This window comes from Streptomyces sp. WMMC1477 (assembly GCF_027460245.1).
Classification (GTDB): domain Bacteria; phylum Actinomycetota; class Actinomycetes; order Streptomycetales; family Streptomycetaceae; genus Streptomyces.
The window spans coordinates 5,235,183-5,247,836 of the sequence record NZ_JAPZBD010000003.1 but is presented as its reverse complement, the minus strand read 5'-3'; the positions used below and the strand labels follow the sequence as shown (position 1 = coordinate 5,247,836).

12 protein-coding genes are annotated in these 12,654 nt (G+C 71.7%); 2 read left to right on the top strand and 10 right to left on the bottom strand.

The window, feature by feature from the left end; genetic code table 11:
* Positions 1-24: 24 nt before the first annotated feature.
* Entirely contained in the window at positions 25-465 is a 441-nt protein-coding gene (gene panD / locus O7609_RS23035; protein WP_269735079.1) for an aspartate 1-decarboxylase, read from the bottom strand.
* A gap of 420 nt (positions 466-885) precedes the next feature.
* Between panD and O7609_RS23030 the strand changes: the two genes are divergently transcribed.
* Together O7609_RS23030 and O7609_RS23025 are read left to right on the top strand one after the other, a co-directional pair.
* The gene (locus O7609_RS23030) at positions 886-1,590 is read left to right on the top strand and encodes a response regulator transcription factor (RefSeq protein ID WP_269735080.1); all 705 of its coding nucleotides are present in this window, start codon (positions 886-888) and stop codon (positions 1,588-1,590) included.
* Between the two features lie 196 nt (positions 1,591-1,786).
* Complete coding sequence (locus O7609_RS23025; protein ID WP_269735081.1) at positions 1,787-2,353, top strand: flavin reductase family protein; 567 nt, start codon at positions 1,787-1,789, stop codon at positions 2,351-2,353.
* Between the two features lie 80 nt (positions 2,354-2,433).
* Here the strand turns inward: O7609_RS23025 and O7609_RS23020 are convergent, their stop codons facing one another.
* The 9 genes from O7609_RS23020 to O7609_RS22980 all read right to left on the bottom strand — a co-directional run bounded on the left by O7609_RS23020 (position 2,434) and on the right by O7609_RS22980 (position 12,424).
* Entirely contained in the window at positions 2,434-3,987 is a 1,554-nt protein-coding gene (locus tag O7609_RS23020) for a tryptophan halogenase family protein (protein ID WP_269735082.1), read from the bottom strand.
* A gap of 51 nt (positions 3,988-4,038) precedes the next feature.
* Complete coding sequence (locus tag O7609_RS23015; RefSeq protein WP_269735083.1) at positions 4,039-4,854, bottom strand: tryptophan 2,3-dioxygenase family protein; 816 nt, start codon at positions 4,852-4,854, stop codon at positions 4,039-4,041.
* A gap of 517 nt (positions 4,855-5,371) precedes the next feature.
* Positions 5,372-6,361, bottom strand: a complete 990-nt coding sequence (locus O7609_RS23010) for an AraC family transcriptional regulator (protein WP_269735084.1) — start codon at positions 6,359-6,361, stop codon at positions 5,372-5,374.
* Positions 6,362-6,371: 10 nt separating this feature from the next.
* A complete protein-coding gene (locus O7609_RS23005) occupies positions 6,372-7,190 on the bottom strand; it encodes an oxidoreductase (RefSeq protein ID WP_269735085.1) in 819 nt (272 codons plus the stop codon).
* Between the two features lie 408 nt (positions 7,191-7,598).
* Complete coding sequence (locus O7609_RS23000; RefSeq protein ID WP_269735086.1) at positions 7,599-8,261, bottom strand: HD domain-containing protein; 663 nt, start codon at positions 8,259-8,261, stop codon at positions 7,599-7,601.
* A 123-nt stretch (positions 8,262-8,384) separates the two neighbouring features.
* Positions 8,385-9,326, bottom strand: a complete 942-nt coding sequence (locus O7609_RS22995; RefSeq protein ID WP_269744160.1) for a nucleoside hydrolase — start codon at positions 9,324-9,326, stop codon at positions 8,385-8,387.
* A 208-nt stretch (positions 9,327-9,534) separates the two neighbouring features.
* On the bottom strand, positions 9,535-10,707 hold the full coding sequence (locus tag O7609_RS22990; RefSeq protein WP_269735088.1) for a cytochrome P450: 1,173 nt from the start codon (positions 10,705-10,707) through the stop codon (positions 9,535-9,537).
* A complete protein-coding gene (locus O7609_RS22985; RefSeq protein ID WP_269735089.1) occupies positions 10,700-11,431 on the bottom strand; it encodes an MOSC domain-containing protein in 732 nt (243 codons plus the stop codon). The genes O7609_RS22990 and O7609_RS22985 overlap by 8 nt, the downstream gene beginning before the upstream one ends.
* Before the next feature lie 276 nt (positions 11,432-11,707).
* Positions 11,708-12,424 (bottom strand): class I SAM-dependent methyltransferase, encoded by a 717-nt coding sequence (locus O7609_RS22980; RefSeq protein ID WP_269735090.1) that lies wholly within the window; start codon positions 12,422-12,424, stop codon positions 11,708-11,710.
* Positions 12,425-12,654 lie beyond the last annotated feature (230 nt).

Here is a 12,654-nt window from a genome sequence, read left to right as displayed (position 1 = left end):
CGGTCGGGGTGAAACCGGCTGCGGTCAGGCCGATCCCCGGCCGTCCGCTGACGTGGTCCCGGCTGCCGTGCCGTCCGCGGGCAGCGCGCTGGACGGGTCGTCGCCCGTCCCGGCCAGCTGGTTCTTGTCGTTGACGAAGACCACCTTGGGCTCGTGGCCGGTGAGCTCGTCTTCGGAGAGCTGCGCGTACCCGATGATGATGATCAGGTCGCCGGGCTGGACGAGCCGTGCCGCCGCGCCGTTGACGCCGATGACCCCGGACCCGGCGGGCCCCTCGATCACATACGTCTCCAGACGTGCGCCGTTGTCGATGTCGACGACGTGGATCAGTTCGCCGGGCAGCAGGTCCGCGGCCCGCATGAGATCGGCGTCGATCGTCAGCGATCCCACGTAGTGCAGGTCGGCCCGGGTGACGGTGGCCCGGTGGATCTTGGACTTGAGCATCGTCCTGAGTTTCATGGTCATCCCCGTCGCGAGGTTGCGGTCCGGCCAGCAGCATGCGCGAGCGGTCCGCACTGCCCCAGCCCCCTTCAGAGGGGCCGATGGGGCACCGGGGACGGTGCCCCATCGGGTACCCCCCGGGGTGAGAACCACCGTTTCCGCAGGCCGGGCCGGTGTGCCGCCCAAGCGGTCAGGAGAGAAGGGGGCCGCGGCGGTGGAGAGTTCGCGGAGCGCGCCGCCGACGGGACGGCCCGCGGCAGGGAAATGCGCCAGGGCCGCGGTGACGATACTTCGCCACGTTTAGCACGCAAGCCGATGTTTCAGGTGTTACATCTTCCACCCGCTGGACATGCCTTATAACGTCCCCGCCGGTGCGGTTCGGCGCTCCCCCGCCCCCGCACCCGCCCCCCATAGTGTCGATCCAACAGCTGAGGAGGTTGGTCGATGAAGGAACAGGTACTCGACTGCCATGTCATGGACCTGCAATTCCCCCACCGCTCCCCGCTTCTGCTCGATGTGGCGGTCCTCCACGAGGACGAGGTCGTCAGGCGCGGCCTGGAGAACCTGCTGGAGCACATGAACGACGTCGGTTCCGTACGCGTCGCCCCTTCCTCCGCCGTGCTCGGCGAGATGCTCAGCCGCTTCTCACCCGACATCGTGCTGCTGCCCGCGTCCCTGGAGACCCCCACGCTCCGGGAGTTGATCCGGACGGCGCAGGGGTCCGGGTCCAAGGTCCTGCTCCTGCTGAGCGCGGTCGACGGGTACAGCGTCCGGCGGGCCAGCGGACTGGCCGTCGACGGTTTCGTCCAGGAGTCCGGGCTGAGCGCGGACACGCTGTACCACGCGGTCACCGAGATCAAACGCGGTGAGATACCCGTGCCGCCGGACCTCGTGCGGGAACTGCTGGCAGTGGTGAAGGCCGGGGAACGCCGCAGCCGCGGACCGCAGCTCACCCCGCGGGAGGAGGAGGTGCTCGCCCTGATGGTCCAGGGGATGAGCAACAAGCAGATCGCCCGGCGGCTCGGGATCTCCGAGCACGGCGCCAAGCGCCACGTCTCCAACGTGCTGGCCAAGCTCAACTGCCCCAACCGCACGGTGGCCGCGGTGGTCGCCGTCCAGGCGGGGATCACCCCGGCGCCCGCGCCCTGAGGTGACGGCGGGTGGCGGACGGCCGAGCGGCGCGCGAGGCCGACCGGGCAGTGCTCGGACGGACCCCTCGCACGGCCGCTCCGGCCGGCCGTCGCCCGCGGGCCCCCCGCCTCCTACGGTGGCGGCCCGGGGACCGGCTGCGACGCTCCCGCCCCGGCCGGCACCGCCCCTCATCCCCGTTGCGAAAGGCGGCCTCATGCGGAGCACAGGGACCGGCCCTTCCGGGGCCCGCGACCGGAACCCCGGCCGTCCGCGGCAGGCCGACGCGGACGCCTTCCGCTCGCTGATGAGCGGCTTTCCCAGCGGGGTCGCCGTGGTGACCACGGTGGACGGCTCCGGCGCACCGCGCGGGCTGACCTGCACGTCGATGTGCAGCGTGGGCCTGACCCCGCCGAGCCTGCTGGTGTGCGTCGACAACCGGAGCGGCACGCTGCGGGCACTGCGCGAGAGCGCGGCGTTCGCCGTGAACCTGCTGCACGCCGGAGGCCGGAACACGGCCGAGACGTTCGCCGGCCCCGGACCGGACCGGTTCTCCAGGGTCGCCTGGGAGCCGACGGCCCGGTACCGGGTGCCGCGGCTGACCGAGGACGCCCACGCGACGGCCGAGTGCCGGGTGCTGCGCACCCATCCGGCGGGCGACCACACCGTCGTCATCGGGGCGGTCGAGGAGGTCATCACCGGGCCCGGAGCCCCGCTGTTGTACGGCCGGCGGCGCTTCGCCGACTGGTCCGGGCTCGCGGAGACGTCCGCGTACGAGCGGTGACGCTCCCACAGGCCGGATGACCGCGCGGTGGGGCGGTGCCCGGAGCTGGTCGCTCCGGGCACCGCCCCACCGCCGGGAGGTCAGCCGTGAAGCTGCGCCAGGTACGCGTACTGGCTGGGCAGTTCGGCGGTCAGACGCTCGGCCTGCCGCCGCACCTCCTGGAACTGCCGCCGGGCTTCGGCACCGTCCAACAGGTCGAGCGCCGGGTGCGTACGGGCCGGCGGGTGTCCCAGACCGAGCAGCATCACCGCGTAGGAATAGGGATCGAAGCCGTGGTAGTAGGGGAAGACGGAGTCGCCGTCGGGCAGGCGCGCCTCCCACCCCCGCAGGCGCTCGGCCATTCCCTCGGGCAGTTCCCGCTCCTTGGTCGCCTTCCAGTAGGGCGTGTCAGCGCGGGACGCGGCCCGGTAGTGGAGGGTGAGGAACTCCCGCACGCCCTCCATGCAGCGGGCGACGCTGTCGTTGTAGCCGTCGGCCAGCGCCGGTTCCCAGTCCTCGCCGGGGAAGTGCTTGACGAGCTGTTCGATGCCGTGCTGGATGAAGAAGATCCCCGTGGACTCCAGCGGCTCGACGAAACCGCTGGACAGCCCGACCGCGACGCAGTTCTTCACCCAGGAACGCCGGTTGCGGCCGATCCGCATCCGGATGTGGTTGGCCTCCAGCCCCTCCGCGCGGGGCCCGACGAACCCCCGCAGCTCCCTCTCGGCCTCCTCGGGGGAGCAGTACTGCGAGGAGTAGACGTACCCGGTGCCGATTCTCCCGAACAGGGGGATCGTCCAGATCCAGCCGCTGTCGCGGGCGGACGCCGTGGTGTAGGGGGCCATGCCCTCGCGTTCGACGTCCGTGGGCACCCGCAGGGCCACGGCGCGGTCGTTGGGCAGGACGTCCTGGAAGGACTCGAACTCCTCGCCGAGCGTCTTGTTGATCAGCAGGCCCCGGAAACCGGTGCAGTCGACGAACAGGTCGCCCCCGATCTCCCCGTGCTCCCGGGTGACCAGGTGGGAGATCCAGCCGCGTTCGTCCTGCCGCACCTCCACGACGTCGTCGAGGACGCGGCGCACCCCGTTCCGGGTGCCGAAGTCGGCCAGGAAGCCGGCGAGCTGGGCGGCGTCGAAGTGGTAGGCGTAGGGAAACTGGGTGTCCTGCTCGCTCATCGTCGTGCGCCGCGGGCGGTCCCCGCCGTCGTGCAGTGCGCGTTCGAACAGCTCACCGTCGACGTGCTTGGGCGAGCGCTTGGCCTCGCACAGTGCGGGCAGCACGTAACAGGCCTCGTCGAACCGCAGGCCGTCGCGGCCACCGGTCTTGAGCCACCAGTCGGCGAGGGAGAAGCCGTCCGCCACCCGCAGACGTTCGAACGGATGGTAGAAGTGCTCACCCGTGCCGCGCCAGTTCTCGAAGCGGATCGCCAGCTTGTAGGAGGCGTTGCAGGAGGGCATCCACTCCCGCTCGGCCAGGCCGAGGTAGTCGAAGAAGTGCCGGACGGTGCTGAAGGTCGCCTCGCCCACTCCGACGGTGGGCACGTCGGCCGACTCCACGAGGGTGACGGGCAGCCGCTCGCCGAAGGTGGCGCGCAGGTAGGTGGCCGTCATCCAGCCCGCCGTACCGCCGCCGACGATCACCACGCTGTTGACCATACGGTCTCTCCTTCCGGGGTCTGCCGGTCCTGGGAGGCGCCGTGACCGGGTTCACCCGGCACGTGCGCCCCGCTCGTTGTCCCCGCCGGCCGGGTCGGCGGCGAGCGTGTCGCGCGACTCCCACAGGTAGGGGAAGAAGCGGTGACGCAGGGTGCGCTGCAGGTATCCGATCTCGGTCCCCGCGGTACCCCGGGCCGAGCCGCCGTTCATACGCAGCACCAGGGCGACGTGTTCGGTGCGCCACCGCAGCCACAGCTCGTCGTAGTCCATGAGCTGCTCGCTGAGGACGTACAGCGGCGAGGCGGCGCCCTCGTCGGTGTACAGCGCGGCCCAGTCGCACAGGCCCGCACGGTGGGCCGCCTCCCGGTGGGCCTCGGCGACGCTGCGCCTGCCCAGGTTCCGGACGACCGCCTCGGGCAGGACTCCGCCGCAGACGCCGCGCAGATCGCGCAGATAGCCCTCGTCCCGCAGCCCCGAGCACACCTCCACCTCGCGGAACTGGGCGGACTGGAAGCCGCTGGCCCGGCCGAGCACACCGCGGAAGGCGTGGAAGCTGTGCGGCGGCAGGTCCCGCAGGCTGCGCATCTGTGCCAGCAGCGCGGTCATCACGTCGTTGACGCGGCGCATGACCGTGCAGCACTCCGGGAGCCGGTCGGCGTCCAGGAAGGCGACGACCCGGCGCAGATCGTGGGCGAGGAGCTTGAACCACAGCTCCATCGACTGGTGCACGACGATGAAGTGCAGCTCGTCCGGGTGGGCGCTCAGTGGTCGCTGGAGCCCGAGGAGCGTGGTCAGCTCCAGGTAGTCGTCATAGGTGAGTGTGCGGTCGGCGGCGGCTTCACGCCGCTGCTCCATGGCCGTCACCATGGCGTGGCTCCTTCCGTCCTCGTGTGCGTCCTGGCGTGCGCTCCAGCCGTTCGCACCGCCGGCCGGCCATCGGGGCGTGGCGGTCGGTGGCGGCCCCGCGCCACGGCGGTGGCCACGGGGGCGCGGCCGGCCGGTGAACCGGGCGGCGCCGGTCCGGGCGGCAGGGGGAGGACAGTCGGCTCTGCGGCGTCGGGCATGCGTCCCTCCGGCGGTCGTCCGCGGCGCGGCCGGGGCCGCGTGTCCGACCCTTCCCGTTCCGCGCCTCCGGCGGCAGCCCCGGTGGGGGTGGCAGACCGGACGCCCGCGACGTACCCGGTCAGGCACGCCGACCGCGTCGTCGGGGGACAGCACGCCCCGCGTGCCGCCCCTACCGGGACGGCCGCGGGGCCCCTCGGTCCGGCGTCCGCACGCCGCCGACGGGGCCCGGGGGCGGGCTCGGTGGTGCCGTGGCGGCCGGCCGCGGCTCACCGCCACCCGGCCGGCGGTCCCGGGGCCCGCGGGATGCTCCTCCCCCGGGTCAGAGCGCCTCGGCCTGCGCCTGGGCGGGGGTCTGGCCGGTCCACGACTGGAAGGCCCGGTAGAAGGAGTTGGGGTCCTCGTAGCCGAGCAGGAAGGAGATCTCCCGGACCGTCAGGCCCGAGTGGGTGAGGTAGTGGCGGGCCAGGGCCTCGCGGGTGTCGTTGAGAACGGCCTGGAAAGTGGTGCCCTCACTCCTGAGCTGCCGCTGCAGGGTGCGCGTGCTGACGGCCAGGGTCCGGGCCGCCGTCTCCATGGCGGCGCTGCCGGCGGGCAACTGCTCCAGCAGGGCGGCGCGTACCCGGTCCGCCGTCGTCGCTCCGGCCTCCAGTTCCGACAGCCGCCGCCGCAGTTCCGGCTGGAAGAAGTCCCACATGCGTTCGTCGGCCGTCAGGAACGGCCGCTCCGCGTCCCGCGCCGAGAAGGTGACGGACTGCAGCGGGCCGCGTTCGACGGCGGCGCCGAAGAACTCGTGGTACGGGGCGATGCTCTCGGGCGGCTCCGGAGTGGTGACGCGCAGCGGCCGTACCCGCGTCCGGGTGGCGGTCCTGGCCAGCACGGCCCAGAAGACCAGCTCCGTGAGCACGAGCAGCGGCGGAGGCTCCAGTCCCCCGGGCCAGTCGTAGACGACCCGGAGCCGGTGCGCGCTCTCGTCCACGCGGAGCGAGACGGGGGCCGTCAGCTTCTTGTGCACAGCGATGCGGCGGGCGGCCGTGCGCAGGTCGGGGCTGCACAGCGCGGCGAACAGCGGCGGGTCGAAGGTCTCGGGGGACAGCGCCCGCCCGATGGTCAGCGGCAGCTCCGGGTCGTCCGTCTCCGCCTCCAGCGCCCGCCACAGCGCGAAGTACTGCCCGGCGCTCAGCCGCACCGGGGCCCGGTTGAACAGGTCGCCGGGCAGCCCCGCCCGGCGCAGCACGTGAGCCGGGCTGACGCCGAGGTCGGCCAGCAGCGCCCGCAGGGCGGGTTCCAGCGCGAAGGTGTCGACGGCCATGGCGCTTGTCCTAGGCGCCGAGGGCACGCATGACGACACGGTCGAACGCCCGGTCGCTCAGCCACTTCCGCAGCGTGACCAGCGGCCTGCCGTACTTGCCCGCCACGTAACGCGTCCGGGGACGCCGGGCCGTGATCGATCCGACGATCACCTCGGCCAGCCGGGAGGCGGGGGTGGCCTTCCCCGGCTCGTAGTTGGCACGGGTGGCGGAGGCCACCTTCCCGGCCAGCCCGGCGTAGGCCGACGATCCCGAGCGCTTCAGCATCGGCTCCACCGTCACGTCCCCGAACTCGGTCTCGATCAAGCCCGGCTCGATGATCACCACGTCGATGCCGAACGGGGCGAGCTCCAGCCGCAGGGCGTCGGACCAGCCCTCCAGCGCGTGCTTGGTGGCGTGGTACCAGGCACCGAGGGGGGTGTAGATCTTGCCCCCGATGGAGGACACGTTCACGATCCTGCCGTAGCCCTGCTCGCGCATGTGCGGGACGACCAGCTGGGTCAGCCGGGACAGGCCGAAGAGGTTGACCTCGAACTGGTACCGGGCGTCGGCCACGGCGGTGTCCTCGACGGCGCCGTACAGGCCGAAGCCGGCGTTGTTCACGAGCACGTCGACACCGCCGCGCTCGGCGGTGACGCGGTCGACGACGGCCTGGACGTCCTCGTCCCGGGTGATGTCCATGCGCAGCGTGACCGCACCCAGCTTCTCCAGGTCGGCCATGCGGTCGACGCGACGGGCCACGGCGTAGACCGCGAACCCCTTGTCGAGCAGCATCTTCGCCGTCTCCTTGCCCATCCCGGACGAGGCACCGGTCACCAGTGCAGTGCGCATGATCTCCGCCTTCGCTCCGGCGGTCCCGTCGACCGCCTCCGCTCCCCACCGTAGGAAGCCGTGGGGCTTCAGGCACCGGCAGAAGCCGCCACTCCACTCGCGAAAGGCGCCGCACCGCTCCCGTCGCGTGGCGGCACCCGGCACGCAAACGGCCCCGACCAGGCTTGTTGCCAGGGTCAGGGCCGCGGGTGGCCGCACTCAGGTCTGCGGGCGCCGCCCGTGGTTCGCGGCGTTCTTGCGGCGGGCCTTCTTCTTCCGGCGTCGCTTCGAGGACATCGCGCTCCTCCTCCAGGTACGGCGTGCACGTTCGCGAACACCATAGTCCGGGGGACGCCCGCCTTCCAGCGCACCCGCCCGGGGCGGCTCGGATGCGGCGGAGGCGCTGACGTCAGGGTGGAGGTACTGACGTCAGGGCCCCGGTGCGAGCCAGCCCTCGCGCACGCCATGGGCGAACAGCTTCCGCGTGAGGTCCCACAGCGTCAGCGAACCGTCCGCGATGACGGAGGTGCGCTCGCGCACGCGCGCCTCGGTGACGCCGGGGGCGCGCCATGTTCCCCCTTCGTTGCCGGCGTTCAACAGCAGCGGCTGCAGCCGGTCCATGGCCTTGGCGAACCTGGCCTCCGGAGTACGTCGCGCCTCGAACTCGTCCCACAGCGCGTGGAACGCCTCGTCCTGGCCGTCCGGCAGGAGGGCGAACAGCCGCTTCGCCGCGGCGGCCTCGCGTTGCGCCTGGTCCTTCTTGGCGTCGTCGTCGAAGAGGCAGGTGTCCCCCGCGTAGATCTCCACGAGGTCGTGCACCAGCACGAGCTTCAGGGTGTGTTCCACATCGATCGGCTCGTTCGCGTACTCCGCGAGGACCATGACCATCAGCGCCAGGTGCCAGGAGTGTTCGGCGTCGTTCTCCCGGCGGTCGGCGGCGAGGAGGGGACTCAGCCGCAGCACGGACTTCAGCCGGTCGATCTCGGCGATGAACGCGAGCTGTGCGACCAGGCGCGAGGGCGTGCCGGGCGCCACCTTCTCGAGGTCCAGCAGGGGGTTCAGCGGCTCGGGGGTCTGCGGGGATGTGTTCATGCTTCTCTCCTGTGAGGTGCTCCGGCCACGCACGCGCATCGCGTCGCCGCCCCGCGCGGGGCGGCGTTGTGGAGGGCGGAGGGGCTGGGGTAGGGGGCGCGGCTTCGCGGTCCCGGGGGCCGTTCAGACGCGGAGCAGTTCGAGCAGGCGGTCGTGGTCGAGCTCCTCCACGATCGTGGCCGCGGGCCGGTCGGAGCGGGTGTCCCGCCAGTCGACGGCGGTCAGACCGTGTCCGAGAGTTCCCGGCCCGTAGCCGACGTAGACGCGGTGGTGCATCACGCGGGTGACGACCGAGGGGTCGAGGGCGACGGCCATGGCGAGCGGGTCCGCCCGGAAGTACGCGGAGCGCCGCCCGTAGCCCGGATCGGTGAGGTAGCGGTTGTCCACGAGGCGTCGGAGGCTGACGGCCGCCTCGCTCTCGCCTCGGAAGAAGGCGTCGAACTCCTCCCGCGCGAAGGGGTGGTTGATCGTCGCCTCCCAGGTGACCAGCGTGACGTCCGGGAAGTTGGCGAACACCAGGTCCGCGGCCACGGGGTCGGCACCGATGTTGAATTCGGCGTTGAGCGTGAGGTTGCCGTGGCCGCGTACGGCGCCGCCCATGACGACGACCCGGCGCAGCAGGCGGGGCAGCCGCGGCTCCAGCCGGAGGGCGAGCGCGATGTTCGTGAGGGGGCCGAGCGTGACCAGCGTGATCTCGCCCGGCCGGCGACGCGCGGTGTCGGTGAGGGCCAGAGCGGCGGGCAGGGTCTCCTCCGCGATGTCCGCCACCGGCCAGCGGGGGATGTCGCCGAGGCCGTCCGTACCGTGGACGTCCGCGGCGTCCGCGACGGCACCGGCCAGGGGGCCGGCGGCCCCCCGGTAGACCGGTGGGCGGGACGCCTCGTCTCCGAAGGCCCCCAGCAGCCACCGCGCGTTGCCGGTCACGGCGTCGATACCGACGTTGCCCGCGACCGTGCAGATCGCGCTCACCGGGACCGAGGGCCGCTTCGACGAGGGGGTCAGCGCCATGGCGAGGGCGTGGGCGTCGTCCAGCCCGGGATCGGTGTCGATGATCAGCGCACTCAACGCGAGCTCCATGGATGAGGGAACGGGGAGGGGCCGGCGGCCGGGGCCGAAGCGGCGTCGGCGGGGCGCCTTTCGGCGGCGCGGCCTCGCAACCGCCCGGCCCGAGCGACTCGTCCGCTGCCCCGGGGGCCCTGGTGAGGGGGCACCGGCCGGCCGGCCGAGGGTCCGGTGCCGCGCGGGCGGAGCGGGCGCCCGGGCCCGGGAGGCGTCACCGGTCGGGCCAGGCGGCCGGCACGAGTCGTCCGGTCAGCCTCCGGTAGCGGAGCATCGGGAGTTCCGGTTCCCGCTCGACCTGCTCCGCACGGAAATGGACCCCGGCTTTCCGCATCGACTCGAGCAGGACTTCGACCACCGCCCGCGCCAGCGGGGCGCCGGGGCAGTAGTGCTTGCCCACACCGAAGCTGAGGCCGCGGGAGGTGTTGCCCCTGTCGCGGATCCGCAGCGGTTCCGGGAACTGCGCCGGGTCGAGGTTCGCCGTCGCGAGGCACAGGTTGACCCTGTCCCCCACGTCCAGGCGATAGGGCCCGACGGAGAGCGGGCGACGCGCGTAGCGGCTGGCGAACCGGAAGGGCGTCGCGATCCGGAACACCTCTTCCCTCACCGAGGGGACGGGGACGCGGGCGAGGACGTCGCTGTCGACGCGTTCCCCCACGACGCACAGGGAGGTGGTCGTGGGATCGTAGGCGCCCGTCACGATCTGGGTGAGCAGGGCGGTGGCGGTCTCGGGCCCGTAGGCCGAGTCGCTCCATAACTCGCCCAGCCGCGCAACCAGCGGTGTCGGAGGCTCGGCCCGGGCCACGTCCAGCCATGCCCTCAGCTCGTCGACGGCGGCCAGCGCCTGGTCGATGCGGGCCATGTCGATGCGGGCGGTGGCGAGTTCGTCCATCACGGCCTCGCCCAGGCGGACGAGCCGTGCGGCATCGGCACGGCCCACGAGGGCGACGATCGCCTCGAGCGCCATGGGGCGCGCCACGTCCCGGAGCCAGTCGACGGGGTCGTCTCCCTTCGTCGTGAGACGTCGGTCGGCCAGCCGAGCGCAGGCGGACAGCGTTCCCGGTGTCACCGTCCCCCGAAGGAGGCGGACGGTGACCCGACGCACCCGGTCGTGGTAGGCGGCGTCGGAGAAGACCGGCCAGTAGGCGAGGAAGCGCTTCAGGGCGGCACGTCGTGCCGCGTCCTTCTCGTCCATGGCGGCCAGGCGCTGGTCGCTGGACCGCTCGGACCAGACGTCACGGCTCAGGAGGAGCCGTCTCACGTCCTCGGCCCCGAGCGCGTAGAGGCCACCGTTCTCGGCCGCCTCCTGGTAGGGGCACGACCGGGCCGCCCGGGCCAGGGCGGTGAACGGGTCGCGCGCGCTGTAGTCGCCGAACACGTCAAGCATGGGGCCCCTCCGCGGGTCCGGCGCCCGGTAAGCGGGCGGGGGTACGCCCGTCCGACCGCTGCCCGTCCGTGCCCTTGTCCTTCGCGCGGGACCGGGTCCGGTTGGAGACGTGGAACATCATCGCGGCGCGGTCCCAGGTGGGTTCCTCGTCGGCCATCTCGATGATGCGGCGCAGGACGTCCTGCTCGTCCAGGATCGCTCCGACGGCCTCCGCGACGGTGATGCGCCTGGCCGGGCGCCAGACGCGTTCGACGGGGTCTCCCGGCGCGATCACCCCCTCCTCGAGGACTCGGAGGTAGACCCCGGGTCGGCGTGCCTTGTTGAAGCGTTTGGCCCAGCCTTCCTGCTTCATCCAGCCGCCGAACGTGCCGCACGCCATGCGGGGAGCGGTGACCTGCAGGAGGGCTTCCCCCACCCGCCACTTCTCCGCGAGGACGGCACCGCTGGCGTCGAAACCGGCCAGATCGATGTTCTCGCCGAAGATGCCGTTGCGGAGCGGCGTCCGGAGTTGCTCGGACCACCAGTCGAGATCTTCCCGGGCGTAGGCGTAGACGGCCTGGAGTTCGCCGCCGTGGAAGTCCGCCGCCTGCTCGTCGCCCGCCAGGCCTAATTTCGTGACCCGGATATTTCCCTCGACCGGAAGTTTGTTGATGGCGGTGTTTCCGCGTCGCGCAAAATCAGAGGAAACACATGGACCGGTATTGATCGAAACAATGCGTCCCATGCGGCAGAAATTATCATCGCCCCCAGTAGCGGTCAACGGTTCAACTGTTGAAAATCACGCCACTCGTGGAGAACTCCGAAAAGGCAGGGCCGTTCGCCGACAACGCGCACCTCCCGGCGCCAGCCCCGTGAGGGAATGCACGATGAAACGCCGGCGAAGACCATTCGGCGGCTGACGGGTTCGCTGGAATTCATGTCGGCAGGGCCCAGCCGAAGAGTGGAGCGTGCGCCACGCACTCGACCGGGCCACAGCACTGGCCCGTCTGACGGGGCGGAGCTACCGGGCGCCCCCCGCGCGCGCCACGACGTAGAAGGCGGGGACGTTCACGCGCCGGCCGTCGGCCGTGACCGTTCCCTGGTAGTCGATGGGAGCACTGGAGAGGATCTCGAAGCCGACGGCCTCCAGTTCCCGCTGCAGGGCGTCCTCCTCCCTGGCCACGGGCAGGGGCACACGGTCGAAGACGAATCCGAACTTCTCCGCGGGGACGCCCTGACCGGCGAGCTTGCCGAGAATGAACTCGCGACTCGACGGGGCGAGTTCGTAGAAGAAGGCGCCACCCGTGCCACCGGCCAGATGCGCCAGCGAGGTGGCGGCGAGCTTGAGCTCCTCCGGAGTGAAGGCGTGCAGCACCGTGCGGACGTACAGACCGGCGTCACCGATCCGTTCGTGCAGGGCCATGGCCTGCTCGGGCTGGAGCAGGTCTAACTGCTCGTACTCGACACCGGGAGCGCCGTGATGCTTGCGCGCCCGCTCCACGGCGCTCGGGGCCACGTCCACGCCGATGACCCGGTCGAAGTGCTGACCGATCGCGACCGTCTGCGCACCATCGCCGCAGCCGACGTCGATGACCGGCCGGGACGGATCGAGCACGCTGCCGAAGAGGTGGAGATGCGCGTGTGCGACATAGGTGGGGTCCACGTCCCACGGCGAGGCGCCGCGGGCCTGGGGAAGGTCGGTCCAGAAACGATCCCACGCGGCTTCGAAACGACTCACGCTGACTCCTTCTTTTCGGGTGGCGACCGGTTGTCGACACGTATCCCCGCCGATCATGGACCACTCATGTCGGACATGTAAAGGGTTTGCCACCGATGCGGCAGACGCGCATTTTCGGCCGGTGGCCGAAATCCGTCCGGGAAATTCACCACACAGGCATCGCTCCTTATTTCTGCTTACTCTGGTCACTCCCGGACCACTGGCACCACAGCACGAAGAGCATTCTTTTC

What these genes read in the sequence shown, in the direction of transcription:
- O7609_RS23030 (WP_269735080.1), top strand. Translation starts at nt 886, where the DNA reads ATGAAGGAACAGGTACTCGACTGCCATGTCATGGACCTGCAATTCCCC.
- panD (WP_269735079.1), bottom strand. Translation starts at nt 465, where the DNA reads ATGACCATGAAACTCAGGACGATGCTCAAGTCCAAGATCCACCGGGCC.
- O7609_RS23005 (WP_269735085.1), bottom strand. Translation starts at nt 7,190, where the DNA reads ATGCGCACTGCACTGGTGACCGGTGCCTCGTCCGGGATGGGCAAGGAG.
- O7609_RS23010 (WP_269735084.1), bottom strand. Translation starts at nt 6,361, where the DNA reads ATGGCCGTCGACACCTTCGCGCTGGAACCCGCCCTGCGGGCGCTGCTG.
- O7609_RS23015 (WP_269735083.1), bottom strand. Translation starts at nt 4,854, where the DNA reads ATGGTGACGGCCATGGAGCAGCGGCGTGAAGCCGCCGCCGACCGCACA.
- O7609_RS22990 (WP_269735088.1), bottom strand. Translation starts at nt 10,707, where the DNA reads ATGCTTGACGTGTTCGGCGACTACAGCGCGCGCGACCCGTTCACCGCC.
- O7609_RS23025 (WP_269735081.1), top strand. Translation starts at nt 1,787, where the DNA reads ATGCGGAGCACAGGGACCGGCCCTTCCGGGGCCCGCGACCGGAACCCC.
- O7609_RS23020 (WP_269735082.1), bottom strand. Translation starts at nt 3,987, where the DNA reads ATGGTCAACAGCGTGGTGATCGTCGGCGGCGGTACGGCGGGCTGGATG.
- O7609_RS22985 (WP_269735089.1), bottom strand. Translation starts at nt 11,431, where the DNA reads ATGGGACGCATTGTTTCGATCAATACCGGTCCATGTGTTTCCTCTGAT.
- O7609_RS23000 (WP_269735086.1), bottom strand. Translation starts at nt 8,261, where the DNA reads ATGAACACATCCCCGCAGACCCCCGAGCCGCTGAACCCCCTGCTGGAC.